Annotated in this window: 22 protein-coding genes; 7 read left to right on the top strand and 15 right to left on the bottom strand. The window is 68.2% G+C overall.

Features of this window, described 5'->3' with window-relative positions:
* Positions 1-11 precede the first annotated feature (11 nt).
* From BO221_RS44340 to nuoE, 7 genes are read right to left on the bottom strand one after another with little or no spacing between them, the layout of a single operon-like run.
* Entirely contained in the window at positions 12-1,574 is a 1,563-nt protein-coding gene (locus BO221_RS44340) for an NADH-quinone oxidoreductase subunit N (RefSeq protein ID WP_073566976.1), read from the bottom strand.
* A gap of 15 nt (positions 1,575-1,589) precedes the next feature.
* On the bottom strand, positions 1,590-3,278 hold the full coding sequence (locus BO221_RS44335) for a NuoM family protein (RefSeq protein WP_073566975.1): 1,689 nt from the start codon (positions 3,276-3,278) through the stop codon (positions 1,590-1,592).
* Positions 3,275-5,497, bottom strand: a complete 2,223-nt coding sequence (gene nuoL, locus BO221_RS44330) for an NADH-quinone oxidoreductase subunit L (RefSeq protein WP_073566974.1) — start codon at positions 5,495-5,497, stop codon at positions 3,275-3,277. Before nuoL ends, BO221_RS44335 begins: the two co-directional genes overlap by 4 nt.
* Before the next feature lie 39 nt (positions 5,498-5,536).
* Entirely contained in the window at positions 5,537-5,839 is a 303-nt protein-coding gene (nuoK, locus tag BO221_RS44325) for an NADH-quinone oxidoreductase subunit NuoK (RefSeq protein WP_073566973.1), read from the bottom strand.
* A gap of 57 nt (positions 5,840-5,896) precedes the next feature.
* A complete protein-coding gene (locus BO221_RS44320; protein ID WP_073566972.1) occupies positions 5,897-6,412 on the bottom strand; it encodes an NADH-quinone oxidoreductase subunit J in 516 nt (171 codons plus the stop codon).
* Positions 6,409-7,743: an NADH-quinone oxidoreductase subunit NuoF gene (gene nuoF, locus BO221_RS44315; RefSeq protein WP_073566971.1), complete on the bottom strand. Its 1,335-nt coding sequence runs from the start codon at positions 7,741-7,743 to the stop codon at positions 6,409-6,411. The genes BO221_RS44320 and nuoF overlap by 4 nt, the downstream gene beginning before the upstream one ends.
* Positions 7,744-7,769: 26 nt before the next feature.
* On the bottom strand, positions 7,770-8,258 hold the full coding sequence (gene nuoE / locus BO221_RS44310; protein ID WP_043414009.1) for an NAD(P)H-dependent oxidoreductase subunit E: 489 nt from the start codon (positions 8,256-8,258) through the stop codon (positions 7,770-7,772).
* Positions 8,259-8,361: 103 nt separating this feature from the next.
* On the opposite strand from nuoE, the gene BO221_RS44305 reads away from it, so the two are divergent.
* The 3 genes from BO221_RS44305 to serB all read left to right on the top strand — a co-directional run bounded on the left by BO221_RS44305 (position 8,362) and on the right by serB (position 11,933).
* Positions 8,362-9,117 (top strand): TIGR02266 family protein, encoded by a 756-nt coding sequence (locus BO221_RS44305; protein ID WP_043414011.1) that lies wholly within the window; start codon positions 8,362-8,364, stop codon positions 9,115-9,117.
* Positions 9,118-9,189: 72 nt separating this feature from the next.
* Positions 9,190-10,671: a serine/threonine-protein kinase gene (locus BO221_RS44300; protein ID WP_073566970.1), complete on the top strand. Its 1,482-nt coding sequence runs from the start codon at positions 9,190-9,192 to the stop codon at positions 10,669-10,671.
* Between the two features lie 59 nt (positions 10,672-10,730).
* Positions 10,731-11,933 carry a phosphoserine phosphatase SerB gene (gene serB, locus BO221_RS44295; protein ID WP_073567048.1) on the top strand — a complete coding sequence of 401 codons (1,203 nt, stop codon included), beginning with the start codon at positions 10,731-10,733 and terminating at the stop codon, positions 11,931-11,933.
* A 21-nt stretch (positions 11,934-11,954) separates the two neighbouring features.
* Here serB and BO221_RS44290 read toward each other — a convergent pair whose 3' ends face one another.
* Positions 11,955-12,800 carry a general secretion pathway protein GspE gene (locus BO221_RS44290; RefSeq protein ID WP_073566969.1) on the bottom strand — a complete coding sequence of 282 codons (846 nt, stop codon included), beginning with the start codon at positions 12,798-12,800 and terminating at the stop codon, positions 11,955-11,957.
* A gap of 41 nt (positions 12,801-12,841) precedes the next feature.
* Between BO221_RS44290 and BO221_RS44285 the strand changes: the two genes are divergently transcribed.
* The 3 genes from BO221_RS44285 to BO221_RS44275 all read left to right on the top strand — a co-directional run bounded on the left by BO221_RS44285 (position 12,842) and on the right by BO221_RS44275 (position 14,030).
* Positions 12,842-13,201, top strand: coding sequence for a DUF309 domain-containing protein (locus tag BO221_RS44285; RefSeq protein WP_073566968.1), 360 nt, complete (start codon positions 12,842-12,844; stop codon positions 13,199-13,201).
* Complete coding sequence (locus BO221_RS44280; RefSeq protein WP_073566967.1) at positions 13,201-13,395, top strand: CPXCG motif-containing cysteine-rich protein; 195 nt, start codon at positions 13,201-13,203, stop codon at positions 13,393-13,395. The genes BO221_RS44285 and BO221_RS44280 overlap by 1 nt, the downstream gene beginning before the upstream one ends.
* 182 nt (positions 13,396-13,577) lie before the next feature.
* Positions 13,578-14,030, top strand: coding sequence for an Hsp20/alpha crystallin family protein (locus BO221_RS44275; protein ID WP_073566966.1), 453 nt, complete (start codon positions 13,578-13,580; stop codon positions 14,028-14,030).
* A 162-nt stretch (positions 14,031-14,192) separates the two neighbouring features.
* Here the strand turns inward: BO221_RS44275 and BO221_RS44270 are convergent, their stop codons facing one another.
* From BO221_RS44270 to kdsB, 7 genes are all read right to left on the bottom strand, one after another.
* Positions 14,193-14,789 carry a response regulator gene (locus BO221_RS44270; RefSeq protein ID WP_052519691.1) on the bottom strand — a complete coding sequence of 199 codons (597 nt, stop codon included), beginning with the start codon at positions 14,787-14,789 and terminating at the stop codon, positions 14,193-14,195.
* 81 nt (positions 14,790-14,870) lie between these two features.
* Complete coding sequence (locus BO221_RS44265; protein WP_073567047.1) at positions 14,871-15,449, bottom strand: HAD family hydrolase; 579 nt, start codon at positions 15,447-15,449, stop codon at positions 14,871-14,873.
* 62 nt (positions 15,450-15,511) lie between these two features.
* Positions 15,512-16,342: a 3-deoxy-8-phosphooctulonate synthase gene (kdsA, locus tag BO221_RS44260; RefSeq protein ID WP_073566965.1), complete on the bottom strand. Its 831-nt coding sequence runs from the start codon at positions 16,340-16,342 to the stop codon at positions 15,512-15,514.
* A complete protein-coding gene (locus BO221_RS44255; RefSeq protein WP_073566964.1) occupies positions 16,339-17,967 on the bottom strand; it encodes a CTP synthase in 1,629 nt (542 codons plus the stop codon). Before BO221_RS44255 ends, kdsA begins: the two co-directional genes overlap by 4 nt.
* A 94-nt stretch (positions 17,968-18,061) precedes the next feature.
* Positions 18,062-18,295 carry a hypothetical protein gene (locus tag BO221_RS44250; RefSeq protein ID WP_073566963.1) on the bottom strand — a complete coding sequence of 78 codons (234 nt, stop codon included), beginning with the start codon at positions 18,293-18,295 and terminating at the stop codon, positions 18,062-18,064.
* Between the two features lie 376 nt (positions 18,296-18,671).
* Positions 18,672-20,333 (bottom strand): ABC transporter ATP-binding protein, encoded by a 1,662-nt coding sequence (locus BO221_RS44245; protein WP_233166534.1) that lies wholly within the window; start codon positions 20,331-20,333, stop codon positions 18,672-18,674.
* Between the two features lie 180 nt (positions 20,334-20,513).
* Positions 20,514-21,254, bottom strand: coding sequence for a 3-deoxy-manno-octulosonate cytidylyltransferase (kdsB, locus tag BO221_RS44240; protein WP_073566961.1), 741 nt, complete (start codon positions 21,252-21,254; stop codon positions 20,514-20,516).
* Positions 21,255-21,349: 95 nt separating this feature from the next.
* Here kdsB and wecB point away from each other — a divergent pair, with 95 nt between their 5' ends.
* Positions 21,350-22,525, top strand: a complete 1,176-nt coding sequence (gene wecB / locus BO221_RS44235; RefSeq protein ID WP_073566960.1) for a non-hydrolyzing UDP-N-acetylglucosamine 2-epimerase — start codon at positions 21,350-21,352, stop codon at positions 22,523-22,525.
* Positions 22,526-22,596: the final 71 nt, after the last annotated feature.

The following is a 22,596-nucleotide window of genomic DNA, read 5'->3' as shown; positions in this document are numbered from 1 at the left end:
GCAGCGGAGGCTCAGCGGGTGAACAGCGTCCCGGCCTGGGCGATCCACTCGGTGAGGGGGCCGGGCAGGATGCCGAGCAGCACCACGGCGACGGTGGAGACCACCAGGGCCAGCTCGGTCATCCAGCTGCGCTCGAGGGTGTGAGCGCCCTCGGGAACGGGCCGCATGTACATGTAGACGACCACGCGCAGGTAGTAATAGGCGCCGGCCGCGCTGGAGAGCACCGCGATGATGGTGAGGCCCACGAGGCCCGCGTCCACGGCGGCGCGGAAGAGGATGAGCTTTCCGATGAAGCCGATGGTGGGCGGGATGCCGGCGAGCGACAGCATGAAGGCCGCCATGGCGAAGGCCCAACCCGGGCGGCGCTGCGCGAGGCCGCTGAAGCGCTCCAGGTCCCAGGCGGTGCCCTTCTCCTCGTCCTCGCGGCGCTCCAGCAGGGAGACGACGCCGAAGGCGCCCACCGCGGTGAAGGTGTAGGCGAGCAGGTAGTAGAGGATGCCGCGCAGGGCGTCGACCCGGGCCACGTCCTCGGGGCTGGCGCCGACGAGGGCGGTGGGGCCCAGCAGCTTGAACTCCTGGCCCGGGGCGGAGACGAAGAGGGCCGCCACGCCCAGCAGCAGGTAGCCGGCGTGGGCGATGGAGGAGTAGGCCAGCATGCGCTTCACGTTGCGCTGCGGGATGGCCAGCAGGTTGCCCGCCACCATGGTGAGCAGCGCCAGGGTGGAGAAGATGGCGAAGGGCAGCTGCGCGTCGATGCCGCTGCCCACGCTGATGAAGACGCGGACCAGGGCCACGAAGGCGGCGGCCTTCACGCCGGCGCTCATGAGCGCGGTGACGGGGGTGGGAGCGCCCTCGTACACGTCCGGCGTCCACATGTGGAAGGGCACCGCGGCGACCTTGAAGGAGAAGCCGGCGGCCACGAGCACCGCGCCCGCGTAGACGAGCGCTCCGTTGTTGTTGGCCATGGCCGCGCGCAGCGGTCCCGACATGTCCGACAGATGGGTGGTGCCGGTGGCGCCGTAGAGCAGCGCCGAGCCGTACAGGAGCACCGCCGAGGAGAAGGCGCCGAGGATGAAGTACTTGAAGCCCGCCTCGCTGGGCCGCGTGCCGCGCCGCAGGTACGACGTCAGCGCGTAGGTGGCGATGGAGAGCACCTCGACGTTGACGAAGATGGTGATGAGCTCGTTGGACAGACCCAGCAGGCTCATGCCCGCGCCCGCGAAGAGCATGAGGGCGTAGAACTCACCGCGCTCGGCGCCGCGCTTGCGCAGGAAGCCGGCCGCGGTGAGCGAGGCCAGCGCCAGCGACACGCAGACGGTGAACGTCAGGAAGCTGGAGAAGGGGTCCATCGCCCCGAAGCCGAGGAACACCGCGCGGGCCGGCTCGGTGAGCAGCGTCAGCGACACGGCGCCGGCGATGACGGACGTGGCGGTGGAGAGCACCGCCTGGTAGCCGCGCGACGAGTGGGCGGAGAGGAACACCTCCGACAGGAGCAGGATGCACGCTCCCACCACCAGGATGATGGCGGGCAGCAGCGGAAGGAAGTCTGCCGACGTCAGGTTGGGCAGGTTCATGGTGGAGACTCTCGACTAGCGCCGATCGGCGAGCGGGCCCGGCGTCGGGGCGTTGGGAGCAGCGGCCAGACCGGCCGGGGGCAGGCCCATCACCGAGATCTGCACGTCGCTCGGCCGCACCTGGCTGCCGGGGATGCCCAGCTCGGCGCGCTGGAGGAAGCGCTCGGTGGAGGGATTGATGCGGTCCAGGAAGGGCTGCGGCATCAGGCCCATCACCAGCACCAGCACGAGGAAGGGAGCCACGGTGGCGAACTCGCGCAGGTTCAGGTCCGTGAGGCCCTGGTTCTCGCGGTGGGTGAGCGGGCCGAAGAACACCTTCTGCACCATCCACAGCATGTACGCCGCGCCGAGGATGACGCCCAGGGTGGCGAAAGCGCCGAAGCCCAGGCCCAGGCTGCTCTTGAAGGTGCCCAGCAGCACGAGGAACTCGCCCACGAAGCCGTTGGTGCCCGGCACCGCCACGGACGAGAAGGTGATGATGAGGAAGGACGCCGTGTACACCGGCACCACTTTGGCGATGCCGCCGTAGTCGGACATCAGGCGGGTGTGGCGCCGCTCGTACAGGAAGCCGAACAGGAGGAACAGCGCGCCCGTGGACACGCCGTGGTTGAGCATCTGGTAGGCGCTACCGGTGGCGCCCTCGGCCGTGAGGGCCAGGATGCCCAGCATGCAGTAGCCCAGGTGGCTCACGGACGAGTAGGCGATGAGCTTCTTGATGTCCCGCTGCGCCAGGCACATGAGCGCGCCGTAGACGATGCCAATCACCGCCAGCGTGGCCAGCAGCGGCCGGGCTTGGTGTGCGGCGGACGGGAAGAACGGGATGGCGAAGCGCCAGAAGCCGAACGTTCCCATCTTCAGCATGACGCCGGCCAGGATCATGGAGCCGGCCACGGGCGCCTGCACGTGGGCGTCGGGCAACCAGGTGTGCACCGGCCACATCGGAACCTTGATGGCGAACGCGATGGCGAAGGCGGCGAACAGCCAGGGGCCCCAGCGGTACAGGATGCCGGCCATGCCCGGGAGCGTCGAGCAGTCGCCACCGCTGCCCGTGCACGCGGCGATCTGCGAGTGGGCCGTCGACAGGTTGTTGAAGATGGTGGCGTAGTCGAAGGAGCGGTTACCCGGGGTGCTGCTGATGAAGTAGATGGCGACGATGGCCACCAGCATGAGCAGCGAGCCGGCCAGGGTGTAGAGGAAGAACTTCACCGCGGCCATCTGGCGATCCTCGGCGCCCCACACGCCCACCAGCAGGTACATGGGGATGAGCATCGCTTCCCAGAAGATGTAGAAGAGCAGCACGTCCAGCGACACCAGCGCGCCGAGCATCACCGTCTGCAGCACCAGCAGCGCGAGGTGGAACTCCTTCACGCGCTCGGTGATGTACGTCTGCGAGGCCATGACGACCAGGGGCCCCAGGAAGACGGTGAGCAGCAGCAGGCTGATGGCCAGGCCGTCCGCTCCGATGTGGTAGCTGACGCCGAGCTGCTCGAGCCACCGGGTGCGGTACTCGAGCTGGAACTCGGGGCCGGCCGGGTCGAAGCGCAGGTAGGCCCAGACGCCGAACACCGCGTCCACCATCATGCCGATGAACGTGATGGTGCGGATCTGCCCGCGCTCTGCGCCCGGCAGCATCCACACGAGCGCCGCGAAGAGCAGCGGCAGGTAGACGACGAGGTTGAGCAGATGGGTATCGAAGAAGCTCATTTCATCACCAGGATGAGCGCGTACACCGCGCCGCCGAGCAGGGCCAGGGCCATCACCGCGGCATAGGCCTGTGCGTCTCCCGTCTGCACGTAACGGAGGGCGCTACCCAGGCGGGCCGTGACCCACGCGGTACCGCGCACCGCCACCGTGTCGATGAGGAGGGTATCCACCAGCTTGTAGAGGATGGCGCTCACGTTCTTCACCGGCCGGATGACCAGGAACTCGTAGGCCTCATCCACATAGAACTTGTTCTGCGTGAAGCGCCGCACCGAACGGGCGAAGGCCGGAGCCGGCTGGCCCGCCCGCGAGGGGAAGAACTTCAGGTACATGAAGCCGGCCGCCGCGCCGCCCGCCAGCGCCACCAGCCACGCCTTGAGGTAGTCGACGAGGCTCGGGACGCTGTGGTCCAGCGCCACCTCACCGCCGCGGGCGGCGATGCGCTCGGCGCTGGAGAACACGGGGCCGAGGAAGTTCTCCATCACCGGCTGGTAGACACCACCGCGGCCCGGCATCAGCGGCAGCGCCTGGAAGAGCGCGACGACACTGAGGAACGCCAGAATCCAGAGCGGCGTGGTCATCCGCCAGTCGCTCTCGTGCGCGTGGGGAATCTTCGCCTCCGGCGAGCGCTTGCCCTCGAAGGTGAGCAGGTACACGCGCGACATGTAGAAGGCGGTGCAGGCGGCGATGAGCAGGCCCACGTAGTAGATGGCGCTCGAGGCCCACTCATACCCGTGCAGGTGGTTGTGGTGGATGCCGTGGAAGATGGCGTCCTTGGAGAAGAATCCGGAGAGCGGGAAGATGCCGGTGATGGCGAGCGTGGCCACCAGGAAGGTGAACCACGTCTGCTTCATCTCGCTGCGCACGCCGCCCAGCTTCTTGATGTCCGTCTCGTCCGCGTTGCCGTGCATGACGCTGCCGGCGCCGAGGAAGAGGCAGGCCTTGAAGAAGGCGTGGGTGACCAGGTGCAGCACGGCCGCCCAGAAGATGCCCATGCCCACGCCCATGAACATGATGCCCAGCTGGGACACGGTGGAGTAGGCGAGCACCTTCTTGATGTCGTCCTGCGCGAAGGCGATGAGCGCGGCCAGCAGCGAGGTGATGGTGCCGATGATGGCCACCGTCACCATGGCGGTGGGGCTGAGCACCAGCAGGTAGCTCATGCGGCTGAAGAGGTAGACGCCCGCGGTCACCATCGTCGCCGCGTGGATGAGGGCGGAGACGGGCGTCGGGCCGGCCATGGCGTCCGGCAGCCAGACGTACAGCGGGAACTGGGCGCTCTTGCCCGCCGCGCCGAGCAGGAACAGCAGCAGCGCCACCGTGAGCACGCCACCGAAGGTGCGGCCCTTGAGCGGGCCCTCGGAGATGGGCGTCTGCAGGTTGACACCGCCCTGGGCCTTCTCCGGCGTCACGTGCAGCGCGTTGGCCATGGTCTCCAGACCCTGGAAGGCCACGGGGCCCTTCAGCTGCAGACCCTCGCGGTAGCGCACCTGCGCCGCCTCCGGGTTGCCACCCACCATGCTGAAGTTGGCGGCGGTCGCCTGGGTGTTGAAGGCGCTGACCAGCATGACGATGAGGAAGGTGGCGATCAGGAACGCGAAGTCACCGATGCGGTTGGTGACGAACGCCTTGCGGCCCGCCCACGCCTTGGCCGTGTCCGAGTACCAGAAGCCGATGAGCAGGTAGCTGGCCATACCGACGCCCTCCCAGCCCACGAAGAGCAGGACGAGGTTGTCGGCCAGCACCAGCGTCAGCATCGCCGCGACGAACAGGTTGAGGTACGCGAAGTACCTCCAGTACCCATCGTCGTGGGACATGTAGCTGGTGGAGTACAGGTGGATGAGGAAGCCCACGCCGGTGATGACCAGCAGGAGCGTCCCCGACAGGTGGTCCACCATCAGGCCGAAGTTCACCCGGAAGGTGCCGGCCGAGAACCACGTGCCGAAGTCATACCCGAAGGCGTAGCGGATGGTGCCCGAGGAGAAGGCGTTCTCCATCGCCACCGCCTGCGCGGCCTCCAGCGGGCTCACCGACAGGAAGGCCGAGAGCGACAGCAGGAAGGAACCCGCCACCGCGGCGCAGGCCACCAGGTACACGTTGGCGCGGCCGAGCATCCGGCCAAACACGCCGCAGAGGAACGCGCCCAACAGGGGCAGGGCGATGATCAGCCACAGGGCTGAGGGATCCAGCCGCAACTGAAGGAGGAATTGCTTGAGATCCATGGGCGGAGAGCTCGCTTGGCGGAATGAGGTGCCGGGACGTCAGTGTTTCATCGTCCGGATTTCTTCGATGCTGACGGTGCCGCGGCTGCGGAACACGGCGATGACGATGGCCAGACCGATGGAGGCCTCGGCCGCCGCGACCGCGATCACGAAGAACGCGGAGACGTGACCCACCAGGTGGCCGTTCTGCTTGGCGAAGGCGAGGAACGTCAGGTTCGCCGCGTTGAGCATGAGCTCCACGCACATGAAGACCACCAGCGCGTTGCGGCGGATCAGCACGCCGAACATGCCCATGCAGAACAGGGCGGCGGCGAGGATGAGGTAGTAGGAGATCGGGACCATGGCCGTGTGAAGGGCGAGCGCCGCCCGCCTTCTAGCAGAGGGTTGAAGAGGACGGGCTCAAATCCGCGACTTGGCCACCACGACCGCGCCCACCATGGCCACCAGCAGCAGGAGGCTGACGGCCTCGAAGGGCAGCAGCCACTGGGTGTAGATGACCTGGCCGATGGCCGGCAGCGTGCCGAAGCCGCTCGCGACGGCCTGCGCCCCGGTGAACGTCGTCGTGGGCGCCGGCATCCGCCAGATGGCCATCACCAGCACCACCAGCAGTCCCGCCGCCGCGGCCCCGCCGGCAATCCTCGAGACCGTCAGCCGCGGCCCGGCCGAGGTTTCCTCGCCCAGGTTGAGCAGCATGATGACGAAGAGGAAGAGCACCATGATGGCGCCCGCGTAGACCAGCACCTGCAGCACCGCCACGGTGTGGGCCCACAAGAGCACGTAGATGCCGGCCAGGAAGAAGAACGTGGCCACCAGCGACATCGCCGAGCTGATGGCGCTCTTGGCGAAGATCACCAGTCCGGCGGACAGCAGCGTCAGGAGCGCGAAGGCTCCGAAGAGAACCAGCTCGATGTTCACGACCAGTCTCCGAACGCGCCCCAGGGCTTGTCGCCGAACGGGCAGCGGTGCTCGCGGATGTGCGCTTCGAACTCGTCACGGAAGCGCATGAGGAAGGAATGGGTCGGCAGCGCCGCGGCATCGCCCAGCGCGCAGATGGTGTTGCCCAGGCCGATCGGCGGGTAGGGCGCGATGGAGGACGCCACGTTGGAGAGGATCTCCACGTCGCCCGGCTCGCCCCGGCCCTCTTCGATCTTGCGGAGCAGGCGGGTCTGCCAGGGCGTGCCCTCGCGGCACGGGGTGCACTGGCCGCAGGACTCCTCGGCGTAGAAGCGCGCCACGCGCCACAGGCTGCGCACCATGCAGGTGGTGTCGTCCATGACGATCACGCCGCCGGAGCCCGCCATGGTCTGCTTCACCTTGACGGCCTCGAACTCCATGGCCACGTCCAGCTCGTCCGGGCTGAGGATGGGCGCCGAGGAGCCACCGGGAATCACGGCCTTCACCTTGCGGCCCGCGGGCAGGCCGCGGCCGTACTTGTCGTCGAAGATGAGCTGGCTGAAGGTGGCCTCGAGCGGCACCTCGTACACGCCCGGGCGGTTCACCGTGCCGGAGAGGCACACCAGACGCGTGCCGCCCGACTTGTCGGTGCCCAGGCCGGCGTACCAGGCTGGGCCGCGGGTGAAGACGTGGGGCACGCTGGCGAGCGTCTCCACGTTGTTCACCACCGTGGGGCTGCCGAACAGGCCCACCACCGCGGGGAACGGCGGCTTGAGCCGGGGCCAGCCCTTCTTGCCCTCGAGGCTCTCCAGCAGCGCCGTCTCCTCACCGCAGATGTAGGCGCCCGCGCCGCGCACCACGTAGCAGTCCAGCTGGTAGTCCTTGCCCAGCATCTTCTTGCCGAAGATACCGGCGGCGTACGCCTCGCGGATGGCCGCGTTGGTGCGCTCCGCCTGGAACTTGAACTCACCGCGCAGGTACACGTAGCAGGTGTGCACGCCCAGCGCGTACGACGCGATGGCGATGCCCTCCAGCATCATGTGCGGATCATGCTCGAGGATGTAGCGGTCCTTGAAGGTGCCCGGCTCGGACTCGTCGCCGTTGACGGCCAGGTACTTGGGCTTGGGGCTGTCCTTGGGGACGAAGCTCCACTTGAGGCCCGTGGGGAAGCCGGCGCCGCCGCGGCCGCGGAGGTTCGACTTCTTCACCTCGTCGATGATCTGCGCCGGCGCCATCTCCAGGGCCTTCTCCAGACCCTTGTAGCCGCCGCGCTTCTTGTACTCGTCGAGCTTCCAGGAGTTGCTCTTCCCCCAGGCCGCCGAGATGAGCGGTTCGAATGCCGTTGTCGCCATGGAATCAGGTTCCTTGATGGAGGAGGTCAGGAGAGCTTGTCGAAGATCGCGTCGACCTTGGCCTTCGTGAGGCTCTCGTGGTGGTCCTCATTGATTTGCAGGCACGGGGCCGTTCCGCACGAGGCGAGGCACTCGGTTTCGCGCAGGGTGAAGCGCTCGTTGGCCTCCCCGGCCTTCAGCCCGAGCTTCTGCTCCAGGTACGCGAGCATCTTCTCCGCGCCCCACAGGGCACAGGAGAGGTTGGTGCACACGTCCACCACGTACTTGCCGGGCTTCTTCAGGTGGTACATCACGTAGAAGCTGGCGACCTCGTAGGCGCGCTCGGGCGTGACGCCCAGCCGGCTGGCGACCAGCTTGAGTCCCTCGGGGGGCAGCCATCCTTTCAGCTCCTGAAGGAGCCGCAGCGCGGGAAGCATCGCGGCGCTTTTACGATCGGCCGGGTAGTGCGAGAGGATCTCCGCGATCTCCGCATCGAACTTCTTCTGCTCTTCGGGGGTGAACAGGGGCTCCGCCATGGCGGGCGCTTCGTAAGTCTCGAAAGGCTTCGTTGTCAACATAAACCCACGGCGCTACACTCAGGCCCATCAGCGAAATGCCGAGCGATTTCAAGCCCTTGTTATGAACCGGGGATCAGACGACAAGCGTGACGAGCCCCGGGTGCCACTCGTGCTGCGGGTGCAGTTCCCGAATCAGGAGCGGATGGTGGCGGTCACGGAGAACCTCTCCAAGGGGGGGATCTTCGTGCAGACCGACCGCACCTTCACGCCCGGACAGGAGCTGGGACTGGCACTTTCTTTCCCGGGGCTCATGAATCCGGTACAAGTCGTGGGGACGGTGGCCTGGGTCCGGCCAGCATCCGAGGATGCTCCAGGTGGTGTCGGGATCCGGGTGGTGCGCGATCAGGACCGGCAGCGATTGGGTGAACTCTTGAGCTCGGCAGGACAGACCCGCGCGTCGGACCGGACGGCTCTCCCCGCCGAGGGCTACCGTGTGCTCATCGTCGAGGACAACCCGCACATCGTCGAGATGTACAGCTACGTGCTCAAGAAGCTGGCGAGCGGCGAGCTGGCGGGGAAGGTGCCGCTGGAGGTCCACTTCTCGCCGGACGGGCACCACGCGCTGCAGGCCCTGCGCTCCAGCCAGTTCAGCCTGGTGATGACGGACCTGTACATGCCGGTGATGGACGGGTTCGCGCTCATCGAGCGCATCCGCGCCGAGGAGCCGCTCAAGTCCATTCCCGTGGTGGCCATCTCCGCGGGAGGCCCGGAGGCTCGCGAGCGCGCCATGCAGCTGGGCGTGGACATCTACCTGCGCAAGCCGGTGCGTTTCCAGGAAGTGCTGGAGACGGTGAAGCAGCTGCTTCACATTCCGTGACGGCGGGCCCTGACGGGCGAGCAGGGAGGCTGATTTGAGGCAGGACGCCGGGACGCGTAGAGTCCGGCCCACATGCCCAAGCCCTCCATCCACCGCGATACCGTCTGCGGCGAGGCGCTGTTCATCCTCCAGAGCCTGCGAGAGAACGGCCGTCTGGGACGCTCCAACAAGCTGGCCGATGTGAAGGCCGCGCTCGAGCCGTCCGTTTCGCTGGAGTTCGACAGCTACTACCTCTTCCTGCGCAAGTACCTCTACATCGCCCTGGATCACCGCGAGGCGCAGCTGCGCCTGACCGACCTGGGCGAGCGGGTGGTGGATGGCGAGCTGCAGGACAAGTTCAGCATGGAGGTGGGGGAGTTCTTCGCCGAGCAGCTCGGCACGGACCCGGCCATTGCCCGCGATGCGGACGGGGCCCATTCCTCGATGCCGCCGCCCCCGCCGGAGGGCCTCTTCGATGAGTCGGAGGTGACGAAGCCCGCGGAGCCTCCGATTCCCTCGCTGCCGAGGGCCCGCACGTCCGGGACGTTCGGCTTCGAGGTGCCGGTGGCCTCTCCCGTGCCGGTGCCGCCCCCGGTGGCCAGCGTGCGCAACGAGGCCGTGCCCCCGCCGCCCGCCGTGCCCGTGCCCCCCGTTGCTCCCATGGCGCCTCCCGCCCCCGTGGCACCTCCAGCTCCCGCCGCCGCTCCCGTGAGCAAGGCCCTGGAGCTGTTGGATCAGCGCTACCAGAAGCTCGAGTCGCTCGGCACCGGGCCGCTCGGCACCGCGTACAAGGGCCGCCTCAACGCGCTCGGGCTGGACATCTGCGTCAAGGAGCTGAAGGACATCTTCGGCTACTTCTCCTTCCTGCAGCGTGGTGAGGTGCTCAAGCGGCTGAAGAAGGAGCTGTGCGCGCAGGCCCAGGTGCGCCACCCGGGCGTCGTCCAGGTGCTGGATCAGAACACGGAGACGGCCCGGCCCTACTTCGTGCTCGAGCTGCTGCATGGCAGCCTCAAGGACAAGCTGGAGGAGGGGGAGGGCAAGGGCGTGCCGGTGACGTTCGCCCTGCGCTGCTTCCTGCAGTGCGCCTATGCGCTGCGCGCCGCGCACGCCGCGGGCCTCACCCACCACAACCTCAAGCCGGAGAACGTGCTCTTCGACGTCTACGGCAACGCGAAGCTGGGCGACTTCGGCCTGGTGCGCGTGGTGGAGCAGGATGCCTCCAAGGGCCTGCCCCAGGTCTTCGTGGGCGCCAGCGGCATGGTGTACCTGGCTCCCGAGCTCATCCATCCGCAGCGCGCCAAGGACGCGGGCCCCGCCGCCGACGTCTACGGGCTGGGCATCCTCCTCTACGAGATGCTCACCGGGCAGATTCCGGGCCGCCGCTCGCCGCTGCCCTCCGAGGTCAACGCCGAGGTCCCCGCCGGCCTGGATGCCATCTTCGACAAGATGACCCAGGACCGCGTGGACCAGCGCTACCGGGACCTCGACGCCATGCTGGAGGACTTCTACAAGTCCTTCCCGGATGCGCAGTACCTCGCCAAGGGCGACCTCATCCTGTCCTCGGAGCCGCGGTAACGCTTCCCGTGTGACGAGTGCTCGCGGCGGACGGGCCGGGCTGTCAGACTCATTTCATCATGAGCGACAGCCCGAACGCCCAGGACTCCGTGCTCATCACCGTCACCGGGAAGGACCATCCCGGTATCACCGCCCGCCTGACCGGCATCCTCGCCGGGGCGGGCGCCGCGCTGCTCGACATCGAGCAGGTGGTGGTGCAGGGGCAGCTCACCCTGTGTCTGCTGGTGCGTCTGCCCGAGACGCACGACGTGCTCAAGGAGCTGCTCTTCGTGGCCCGCGAGCTGGGCGTGTCGCTCGACTTCCAGCCGGTGGCCGCGCCGAAGACTCCGGCCGCTCCGGTTTCCAGCCGCCATGTCGTCACCGTGGTGGGCCGCTCCCTGGGCGCGCGTGAGCTGCACGCCGTGACCGAGCGTCTGGCCCGGCACGCCGCCAACATCGAGCGCGTCAACCGCCTGTCCGAGGCGGAGCTCGGCTCGGTGGAGATCCACATCGCGCTGCCGCCGGAGCGCGAGCCCGAGGAGCTCAAACGCTCGTTGCTGGAGCTGTCCATGTCCACCAACGCCTTCGACGTGGCGTTGCAGCGAGAGAGTCTCTACCGGCGCGGCAAGCGGCTGGTGGTGATGGACATGGACTCCACGCTCATCCGCATCGAGGTCATCGACGAGCTGGCGCGGGCCTACGGCGTGGGCGAGCAGGTGGTGCGCATCACCGAGCGCGCCATGCACGGGGAGATGGACTACGACGAGTCCCTGCGCCAGCGCGTGGCGCTGCTGAAGGGGTTGGATGCCAAGGTGCTGCACGGCCTCGCCGCCAATCTCCCGCTCACCGAGGGGGCCGAGACGCTCATCCGTGTGCTCAAGCGGCTGGGCTACCGCACCGCCATCCTCAGCGGAGGCTTCTCCGTGGCGGCCGAGGCGCTCAAGGCCCGGCTGGGCATCGACCAGGCCCACTCCAACGTGCTGGAGGAGGTGGACGGCAAGCTCACCGGCCGCACGCTGGGGCCCATCGTCAACGCGCGCCGCAAGGCCGAGCTGCTGGAGCAGATCGCCCAGGCGGAAGGCATCCTCCTCGACCAGGTCATCGCCGTGGGCGATGGCGCCAATGACCTGCTGATGCTGGAGCGCGCGGGACTGGGCATCGCCTTCCGCGCCAAGCCCAAGCTGCGCCAGGCGGCCGATACCTCCATCTCCGCCGGTGGCCTGGACACCATCCTCTACCTCCTGGGACTCACCGGCCGCGAGCTCCAGGAGGTGTTGGGATAGGAAGTACTGGGGTAGGGCGCCTCAGGAGGGGCGCATGCGCGCCGCCAGCTCCCGCTGCTGCACCATGCCCTTCTCCAGCAGCAGCTCGAGCAGGGCTCGCAGAATCTTGGAGCTCTTCTCCTGATTGGCCTGCACCGCCTGCAGCCGCTGCATCTCCTCGGGGGAGAACACCTCGGCCGGGGCGGGCGAGCCGCTGAGAATCTCGTCGAGCAGGTCCGCGGCGCTCCCGATGCCACCGGCGGACCGCACGGGAGCGGGCGTCATGGCGGGCCGGGCGTTCTCCTTCGCCATGTTCGGCGCGATGTCGGCGATGGCCTTCACCACCGTCTTGCCACTCATGTCGACGACCTTGAACTCGTCCTCGTCACCGGAGGACGCGCCGCTGCTCCGGCTCGGGGCTGCGTGGGTCGAGTGGGTGACGCCCGGCTCCTGGTTGCGGTAGTGGCGCAGGATGGCGTTCTGGATTTCCCGGTCACCGGCAACCACGGGGATGACACGCGTGCGGCTGCGGGCCGCCACCTGATCAATGGTCTGCAGGTCCGTGGGGTCCGCCATGGCGAGCACGAGCGTCTTGCCGTTGTCGCGCAGGGACACGGGGAAGACGCCCTTCTGCTCGGCCAGGCCCACGTCCAGCTTGGCGAGCGCCCCCATGTCCTTGGCGGTGCCCAGCTGGACGCGCTGCATGCCCAGGCCCTGGGCAATGGCCTCGGTGAGGGTGTCCTCCTTGGCGATGCCCATGTCGGTGATGATGCGCGAGAGGCGCCCGCCCCACTGGTCATGCTGAGCGAGCGCGCTGCGAAGCTGCATCTCGTCGATGACGCGGGCCTTGACGAGAATCTCTCCGATACGGTTGCGAGGTGCGGCCATGGCCTCCAGTGTACGGAGGAAGGAGGCCGGAGTCGCGTTCGATGCCACGTGGATTCGATACCTGCCTGGCGGAGGGGGTGACGCTCTTCGACGCCGGGCGCTTCTTCGAGGCCCACGAGGTCTGGGAAGAAGCCTGGCAGCACGAGCACGGCCCCCGCCGGTTGCTGCTCCAGGGCCTCATCCTCGTGGCGGCGGGCTGGCTCAAGCGCGACGCGGGCAACGCCCGGGGGGCCTGGACACTCTTCTCCCGCGCCCTGGAGCGGCTCGAGGCCCTTCCCCCGGCCTGTGAAGGCGTGGACGTGGGCGGCCTGCGTCCCCAGATAGCTGGCTGGCGTGAGGGCAGCCCCTGTGACCGGCCCCTGCTCGCCCGGCTGCTCCACCACCAGGCAGGAGGCCCTTGATGCAACCCTTCGCGGACGATGCCCTGCTGCTCTGCCCCTACTGCGGTGAGGAGGTGGAGGTGTCGGTGGACCCGGGTGGCCCTTCGTCGGAGACGTACGTGGAAGACTGCCCGGTGTGCTGCCGGCCGTGGGTGGTGCACGTCTCCCGGGAGGAGGAGGACGTGTCCGTCTTCCTCGGGCGCGAGGACGACTGAGCCGGCCCGAAGAGGCCCGCGGCGCGCCGCCTTGACACGTTCCGAAGCATGGTTCTCTTGAGGTTGTGAGCGACGCCGGGCCCTGAAGACAGCGGGTCCGGCGCCAACGAACAAACACCCAGTTTCAACTCAACAAGCGCGCCGCCGCTCCGTTTGGAGTGGAGCGTGAACAGGAGACGTCCATGCTGAACCGTTGGAACCCGTTCGAGATGAGCAATGGTGCTGTCGCGCTGGGCCCCCTCATGGCCAAGGAGTTCGACCAGCTCTTCCGTGAGCTGAGCGTGCGCCAGGGCAACGCGCGTGAGCTCGTGCCGCCCGCGGACATCTACGAGACGGCCGAGGGCATCACCCTGCAGGTGGACCTGCCGGGGCATGATGCGAAGTCCATCGAGGTGAAGGTGGAGAACGACACCCTCACCATCAAGTCCGAGCGCAAGGTGGCCGAGCGCCCGGAGAAGGACAGCGCGCGGCGCCTGGAGCGCAGCTTCGGCGTGTACGCCCGCTCCTTCGTGGTGCCGCGCACCGTGGACGCGTCCCGCGTGGAAGCCCGCTACGAGAATGGCGTGCTCACGCTGACGCTGCCGCGGCGCGAGGAGTCCCGCCCCCGCGTGGTCGAGGTGAAGGTCAACGGCTGAGCTGAAGGGGGAGTGACGGCGGTACCGGCGGGACGGGCCTCTGGGCAGGCTCGTCCCGTCCGTTTTCTGGCGGCGCAGGACACACGGGCGGCGATGCGCACTCAACGGGGACCCTGCAAGGGGCCCCCGGGGCACGCTTCGCCGCTCGGGCGTTGGCGCGGACTAGCGCTTGACGGCGGTGGTGGTGCCACCGAGCGCCAGCGGCACGCGGAACAGGTCGAGCACCTGCTGCACGTCCAGCGGCTTGGGCAGGCACGCCACGGCGCCGGCCTGCTTGGACTGCTCCACCACCTCGGGCGAGTGGGCGGACGTCATGGTGATGAGCCGCACGCCCTCCATCTGCTTGCGGGCGCGGATGCGGCGGCACACCTCGATACCGTCGATGTCCGGCATGTTCAGGTCGATGAGCATGCCGTGCGGCTTCTGCTCGCTCACGAGCAGGAGGGCCTCGACGCCGCTGGTGGTCGTCTGCAGCTCCACCTGGTTCGCGTAGGGCTTGAAGGCACGCTTGATGGCGTCGAGCACCTGCCGCTCGTCATCCACCACCAGCAGGCGCACGGTGCTGCTACCCAACTCCTCGGGCACCGGCATCTGGTGGGTGATGAGGAAGGTGCGAAGGTCCGCCGAGCGCACGCGCCGGTGACCGCCCGGCGTCCGGAACGCCATGAGGATGCCGCGGTCGATCCACTTGCTCACCGTGGACGGGTCCACCTGGAGCAACCGGCTGATGTCGTGGGTCGTGTAGAGCTGATCCGTCATCGAACTCCCCTCACTCTGCACTGCTGGCTTCCGGCCTTCATAGGATAAGACACCTAAGCGGGAAGCGAAAATTCTTCGATTTCACAACTTGACAGCTTGTAGGGCATCAGGGTCCCTCATGTGTTGAACGGTGGCCTCCCACCGTCCCGATGCCCTCAGACACAACTCCACCAGCTCGCGCGCGGCCCCGTGACCTCCCCGGCACCGCGCCACGTAATGCACCGACTGCCGGACCTCGGCGGCGGCATCCGCCGGGCAGGCCGACAGGCCCGCCATGCCCAATGGGCCCAGGTCGTTGACGTCATCCCCCATGTACGCGCACTCCTCGGGGGAGACCTCCAGCTGGGACAGCAGCTCCCGGAAACCCGCCGCCTTGTTCTTGCGGCCCTGGAGCACGGCGGCCAGGCCCAGCTCCCGGCCGCGCACTTCCACGATGGAGGAGGAACGTGCGGTGAGGATGGCGGTGCGCAACCCCGCCAGCCTCGCCATCACCAGACCGTGGCCGTCCTTGACGTCGAAGCGCTTCATCACCTCGCCGCCATCGCCGTAGAACAGGCCACCATCCGTGAGGACGCCGTCCACGTCGAAGGCGAGCAGACGCACGCGTGCCGCGCGCTCTGTCAGCTCGTCCCTGCTCGGTTTGGGCGGCAGCTCCGTCATGTCGCGTCCCTTGGACTCCCTCCCCACAACTTCGTTCACACTACTTACCGCGAATTCTTCCACTACGCAGGTTCGTGACCCAATGCGCGCCGGATGGCGAGTACCTGACGTAGCACGTCCTCGAACATCTGGGGATTGAGCGAACAGGGACCGTCGCACAGGGCACGGTCCGGGTCTTCATGCACTTCCGTGAAAAGCGCGTCTATTCCAGCAGCCGCGGCGGAGCGGGCCAGCAGGGACACGAATTTCCGCTCCCCGCCCGTCTGGCCGTCGCCGGAGGAGGGCAGCTGCACGGAGTGGGTGGCGTCGAAGCACACGACGAGCCCGGCCTCGCGCATCTGGGCGAAGCCGCGCATGTCCACCACCAGGTTGTTGTAGCCGAAGGTGGCGCCGCGCTCGGTGACGAGCACGTTGGGGTTGCCCGACTCCACGGCCTTGCGCGCCGAGTGGACGATGTCCTTGGGGGCCACGAACTGGCCCTTCTTCAGGTTGACGCCCTTGCCCGTGCGCGCCACCGCCTCCACCAGATCCGTCTGGCGGCAGAGGAAGGCGGGAATCTGGATGATGTCCACCACCTCGGCGGCGGGGCCCACGTGGCTCGTCTCGTGGACGTCCGTGAGGATGGGCACGCCCACCTCGCGCTTGACGCGGTCGAGGATGCGCAGGCCCTCCTTCAGGCCGGGCCCCCGGAAGGACTTGCCGCTGGTGCGGTTGGCCTTGTCGTAGGAGCACTTGAAGGCGTAGGGCACGCCCAGCCGGCTCGTCATCTCCTTGAGGAGCTTGGCGTGGCGCAGCGCCATGTCCTCGGACTCGATGCTGTCCGGGCCGGCGATGACGAAGAGCTTCTGGCCCGGGCCGACTTTGTAGCCGCAGAGCTCGATGGACGGGCTCATGCCTGCGTCCTCCCGGTGTCACGCTGCGCGAGGGCCGCGCGGATGAAACCGGAGAAGAGCGGGTGGGGCGCGAAGGGCTTGCTCTTGAACTCCGGGTGGAACTGGCAGCCCACGAAGTAGGGGTGGTCCGGCAGTTCAATCATCTCCACCAGGTTGAGCTCGGGGTTGTGGCCGGACACGACGAGGCCCGCCTCCTGCAGCCGGCCGCGGTAGGCGTTGTTCACCTCGTAGCGGTGGCGGTGGCGCTCCTGGATGACGTCCTCCCCATACAGCTTGTGCGCCAGCGAGCCGGGCTTCAGCGCGCAGGCGTAGCTGCCCAACCGCATGGTACCACCCTTGTCCTGCACCTTCACCTGGCTCTCCATGAGCGTCACCACCGGGTGCGGGGTGTGCTCGTTGAACTCCAAGGAGTTGGAGTCCGCCAGGCTCAGGACGTTGCGGCTGAACTCCACCACGGCCATCTGCAGGCCCAGGCAGATGCCGAAGAAGGGCACCCGCTTCTCCCGGGCGTAGCGCACCGCCGCAATCTTGCCCTCGGTGCCGCGCACCCCGAAGCCGCCGGGCACCAGGATGGCGTCCACGCCGGACAGCAGCGCCTCGGCGCCCTTCTCCTCCACGTCCTGCGAGTCCACGAACTGCAGGTCCACCTTCACGTCGTTGGCGATGCCGCCGTGGAGCAGTGCCTCGTTGAGGCTCTTGTAGCTCTCCTTGAGGTCCACGTACTTGCCGACGATGCCCACCTTCACCTCGCCGCGGCCCGGCGAGTACACCTTGCGGATGATGTCCTCCCAGCGGTCCAGCCGGGCGGCACGCGTCCAGATGTTGAGCGTCTCGGCCAGCCGCTCGTCGATGCCCTGGCGGTGCAGCTCCAGGGGCAGCTCGTAGATGCTCTTCACGTCCGGCGAGGTGAACACGTTGCCCGGGTCCACGTTGCAGAACATGGCGATCTTGTCCTTCATCTCGCGGGAGATTTCCCGGTCGGTGCGGCAGATGAGGAAGTCCGGCTGGATACCAATCTCCCGCAGCTTCATCACCGAGTGCTGCGTGGGCTTGGTCTTCACCTCGCCGGCCGCGCCGATGTAGGGCAGCAGCGTGAGGTGCATGTAGACGGTGTTGCCGGCGCCCACGTCGTAGCGCATCTGGCGGATGGCCTCGAGGAAGGGCAGCGACTCGATGTCGCCCACGGTGCCGCCCACCTCGACGATGACCGCGTCCATGCCTTGCGCCGCCTGGCGGATGCAGGACTTGATCTCATCGGTGATGTGCGGAATCACCTGGACCGTCTTGCCCAGGTACTCGCCCCGCCGCTCCTTCTGGATGACGGCGTGGTAGATGCGCCCGGAGGTGAAGTTGTTGAGCCGGGACATCCGCGCGTTGGTGAAGCGCTCGTAGTGGCCCAGATCCATGTCGGTCTCGCCACCGTCGTCGGTGACGAAGACTTCGCCATGTTGGAACGGGCTCATCGTGCCCGGATCGATGTTGATGTACGGGTCCAGCTTGAGCAGCGTGATGTCGAGCCCGCGGTTCTCGAGCAGGGCGCCAATGGAAGCAGAGGCGAGCCCCTTGCCCAGCGAACTCACGACCCCGCCGGTCACGAAGATGAACTTGGTCTTCTTGGAGCGCATGACCCTTCCTGCCAAGAGACCCCGAGGGCGTCAATGATTCTGTCAACGCCACCGGACGCTCGCCTGGTCCCGGAAGTCCGGCAAGCGGCGCATTTCACTCCTGGCCCTGGGTCCTCGGGCGGGATTCGGCGTAGTCGCGCGCCCTGGGCTCGAGGTCGCGCTGCTCGCGCAGGGGGCAGTGGCGGCAGGACCACCCGTCCCAGCCGCGTTTCACCGCGAGATGAAGACAGGCGTCGTAGTTGAAGCAGAAGAGGTTGCGCTGGACTTCCACCGCCGTCTCGTCACGCAGGGCGGACGGCAGGGGACTCGGGCACGGTGTGATGGACAAGGTCAGGGCCTCCGGCGGATGAACGGGCCTTCCCCCCCTCGCGCGTGCAACAGGGTTATCGCGCGCGCATTCCCGAGGACCCGGCGAAAAAGGACACAAAAAAGGACCGCCCGTCCCGCGGCCCCACACGTGGTGGGGTTCGCGAAACGGGCGGGCCCGAACTGCTGGCGTCGACACTTCCGCCGGCTGGTGGCTTTATCAGCGCGCCAGACGAGCGGAGGTGGACGCCTTGCTCTTGCTATCGGTCAAGGCATCACCTCCTTTCTGCGGCGGCTCATGTAATGGCGGGATTTCCCCCGCGCCACTCCTCCTGGAGCATTTTCGCGCCTGGAAGCAGGGCAGGCGGGAGGGCGAGCGCCCGTCAGGAGGCCATGAACTAGGCCGCCACGAACTGGCGCTCCACCAGCCGGCGGTAGAGGCCCTCCTGGCCCATGAGCGCGGCGTGGTTGCCGCTCTGCACCACCTTGCCGCCCTCGAGCACCAGCACGCGGTCCGCGCCAATCACCGTGGACAGGCGGTGGGCGATGATGAGCGTGGTGCGGCCCTTCATCAGCCGGTCCAGGGCCTCCTGCACCAGGTGCTCGCTCTCCGCGTCGAGCGCGCTGGTGGCCTCGTCCAGCACCAGCAGGCGCGGGTTCTTGAGCATGGCGCGCGCGATGGCGATGCGCTGCTTCTGGCCGCCGGACAGCTGCACGCCGCGCTCACCCACCAGCGTGCGGTAGCCCTCGGGGAAGCGGGAGATGAACTCGTGCGCGTTGGCGGCGCGCGCGGCCGCCTGGATTTCCTCGTCCGTGGCATCCATGCGGCCGTAGCGGATGTTGTCCTCGATGGAGGAGGCGAAGAGCATCGGCTCCTGGGCCACCGTGCCAATCTGCTGCCGCAGCCACTCGGGATCCAACGACTCCAACGCCTTGCCGTCCAGCAGCAGGCGCCCGCCCTGCGGGTCGTACATACGGGCCAGCAATCCGGCGATGGTGGACTTGCCCGCGCCCGAGGGGCCCACGATGGCCACCACCTCGCCCGCGTCCAGCTTCAAGTCGATGCCCTGCAACACCGGCACGTCCGGACGCGTGGGGTAGGCGAAGCGCACCTGCTGGAACTCGACGCGGCCCTGCACGGAGGGCAGGCGCTCGCCGCCCGAGGAGGGGATGGCGGGCTTGCGGTCGATGAGCTCGAAGACGCGCTCGGCGGCACCGACGGCGCGCATGAAATCCGCCCACAGCTCCGTCAGGGCGCCCAGCGCGACGGCCACCATGAGCGAATAGATGAGGAAGGAGGTGAGGCTGCCCGCCGTCATCTTCTCCTCCAACACCAGCCGGCCGCCGTACCAGAGCACCACCACCGAGGCGAGGTAGCTGGCGGAGGTGGCGCCGGCCATGAAGAAGGAAGACTGCACCACCCGGCGGCGCGCGACGTCATAGGCATGCTCGGTGGCCGAGCGGTAGCGGTCCACCTCGTGCCGCTCGGCGGCGAAGGAGCGGACCGTGCGGATGCCGGAGAGTCCCTCCTCGGCCACCTCGTTGGCGGCGGCGAGCGCGTCCTGGGTCTGCTTGGAGAGTCCGCGCACCTTGCGGCCGTACACCACCGCTCCCACCGCCACCGCCGGGACGATGGCCAGCATCAGCCCGGTGAGCACCGGCGAGGTGTAGAAGAGCAGGGCGATGCAGCCCAGTGCCTGCGCCGCGTTGCGCAGGCCCATGGAGATGTTCACGCTCACCGCGTTCTGGAGCACCGTGGTGTCCGAGGCCAGCCGGTTGGTGAGCTCGCCCGTCCTGCGCTCGTCGAAGAAGCCCACCTCCTGGGACATGAGGCTGGCGAAGAGGTCCTGCCTCAGTTGGGTCACCACGCGCTCGCCCGCGGTGGTGAAGAGGTAGAAGCGCAACGCCATCGCCACGCCCTGCAGCAGGAAGACGCCCACCAGGATCAGGGCGATGCGGTCGAGCTGGGCGCGGTCTCCGGCCCTGAGCTGGTCGATGATCTCTCCAATGGCCCTCGGGTACACCAACAGCAGGGCGCTGGCGATCAGTAGGAAGAACATGCCACCCAGAATCCTGCGCGCCTGGGGACGGGCGAGGCTCACGATGCGGCTCACCGTCACGCGGGAGATTCGGGGCTTCTTGGGGGCTTCGGTTTTCTGGGGGGCGTCGGACACGCGCGCAGACTAACGCGGGATTCCCCGTACCGCATGTCTCCTTGCTGGACGGGGGGGCGGGCGGGCTCAGCTCCCCCGCATCGCCGCCTCCACCCGGGCCACGTCCTCGGGCACGTCCACCGCCACCGAGCGCCCCGTCACCTTCCCGCAACGGATGCGGATGCCGTGCTCCAGCGCTCGTAGCTGCTCCAACTTCTCCGCCTGCTCCAGCGGGGTGGCGCTCAACTCCGCCAGCCGCAGCAACGTCTCGCGCCGGTAGCCGTACAGCCCCAGGTGCCCCCATCGCTGAACCGCCCCCGCCTCGCCCGGCTCGCGGATGAAGGGCACCGTGCTCCGGCTGAAGTAGAGCGCGTCCCCGTTGAGCGCCAGCACCGCCTTCACCACGTGCGGGCTGTCCGCCTCGGCCGCCTCCAGCGGGCGCACCAGCGTGCCCATCTCCACCTCCGGGTGCACGAAGAGGCCCGCCAACACCCTCAGTGAAACCGGGTCCACCAGCGGCTCGTCGCCCTGCACGTTCACCCAGACGTCCACGTCCAGGTGCGCCCGCGCCACCTCGGCCACCCGGTCCGTCCCCGTGGCGCACTCGGGCGACGTCATCACCACCGTGCCCCCGAAGCCCCGCACCGTCTCCTGGATGCGCACGTCGTCCGTGGCCACCACCACCTCGTCGAAGGCGCGCGCCTCCTGGCAGCGGTGCCAGACGTGTTCGATCATCGGCCGGCCGGCGATGAGGGCCAGCGGCTTGCCGGGGAAGCGCGTGCTGGCATAGCGGGCGGGGATGACGGCGAAGGTACGGGGCGAGGACATGGTGGGGCGCTCTCTATCAGATCCACGACGCTGCACGGCACCGGGGGGTGGTGGGCACTAGGCACCCAGGGGCTCGTGCCTACCTTCCCGCCACCATGAAGAAGGTCCTCCATATCGTCGGCGCTCGTCCCAACTTCATGAAGGTGGCCCCCATCCATCGGGCCATCTCCGAGCGCGGCGCACTCGAACAGAAACTGGTGCACACCGGGCAGCATTACGACGTGAAGATGAGTGACGTCTTCTTCACCGACCTGGGCATGCCCGCTCCGGACATCCACCTCGGCGTCGGCTCGGGCAGCCATGCGGAGCAGACGGCCAAGGTCATGCTCGAACTGGAGAAGGTGTTCGCCAGTGAGAAGCCCGGCCTCGTCTCCGTGGTGGGCGACGTCAACAGCACCCTGGCCGCCTCGCTCGTGGCCGTGAAGATGGGCATCCCCATCGCCCACGTGGAGGCGGGTCTGCGCAGCTTCGACCCCGCCATGCCCGAGGAGATCAACCGCGTCCTCACCGACCGCATCTCCGACCTGCTGCTGACGCCCTCGGCCGACGCCGACGCCAACCTCATCCGCGAGGGTCTGGAGCCCGAGCGCATCCGGTTGGTGGGCAACGTGATGATCGACTCGCTGCTGGCGGCCCGCGAGAAGGCCCTGCGGCTGTCCACGCTGAAGGACCTGGGGCTCCACCCGCGCGGCTACGCCGTGTGCACCCTGCACCGCGCCTCCAACGTGGATGACGCCCAGGTGCTCACCGGGCTGCTCTCCGCGCTGGGCCACGTGGCCAGCCGGCTGCCCGTGGTGTTCCCCGTCCACCCGCGCACCCGCAAGCGCATCGCGGAACTGGGCCTGGACGCCTCGCTGGCGCGCACCCCGGGCCTGCGCCTGGTGGAGCCCATGGGCTACCTGGAGTTCCTCGCGCTCACCTCCCAGGCCCGGCTCGTCTTCACCGACTCCGGCGGCCTCCAGGAGGAGACCACCGTGCTCGGCATTCCCTGCCTCACCGTGCGCGAGAACACCGAGCGTCCCATCACCGTGGACATCGGCACCAACCTCGTGGTGGGCACCGACCCGGCCCGCATCCGTCAGGCCGCGGACCGCATCCTCGATGGCCACGAGAAGAAGGGCCGCGTCCCGGACCTCTGGGATGGGCGCACCGGCGAACGCATCGCCCGCCTGTACGAGGAATTCCTTGGGGTGGGCATGGCGCCTCGCCACGCGGCCGGCAACCGCATCGTCGTTCCCTCCTCCTCGGCGGCGGAACACCACCCCGTTTGAGCGGGGCTTCGCGCGGAGACGGCCTGACGCAACCGGGGTGGCGGGCCGCCAGGCGCGGGTACGCGGCCTCC

Source organism: Archangium sp. Cb G35 (assembly GCF_001896145.1).
Lineage (GTDB): Bacteria > Myxococcota > Myxococcia > Myxococcales > Myxococcaceae > Archangium > Archangium violaceum.
The sequence above is the reverse complement of the archived record's forward strand: the minus strand, read 5'-3'. Positions and strand labels throughout refer to the sequence as shown.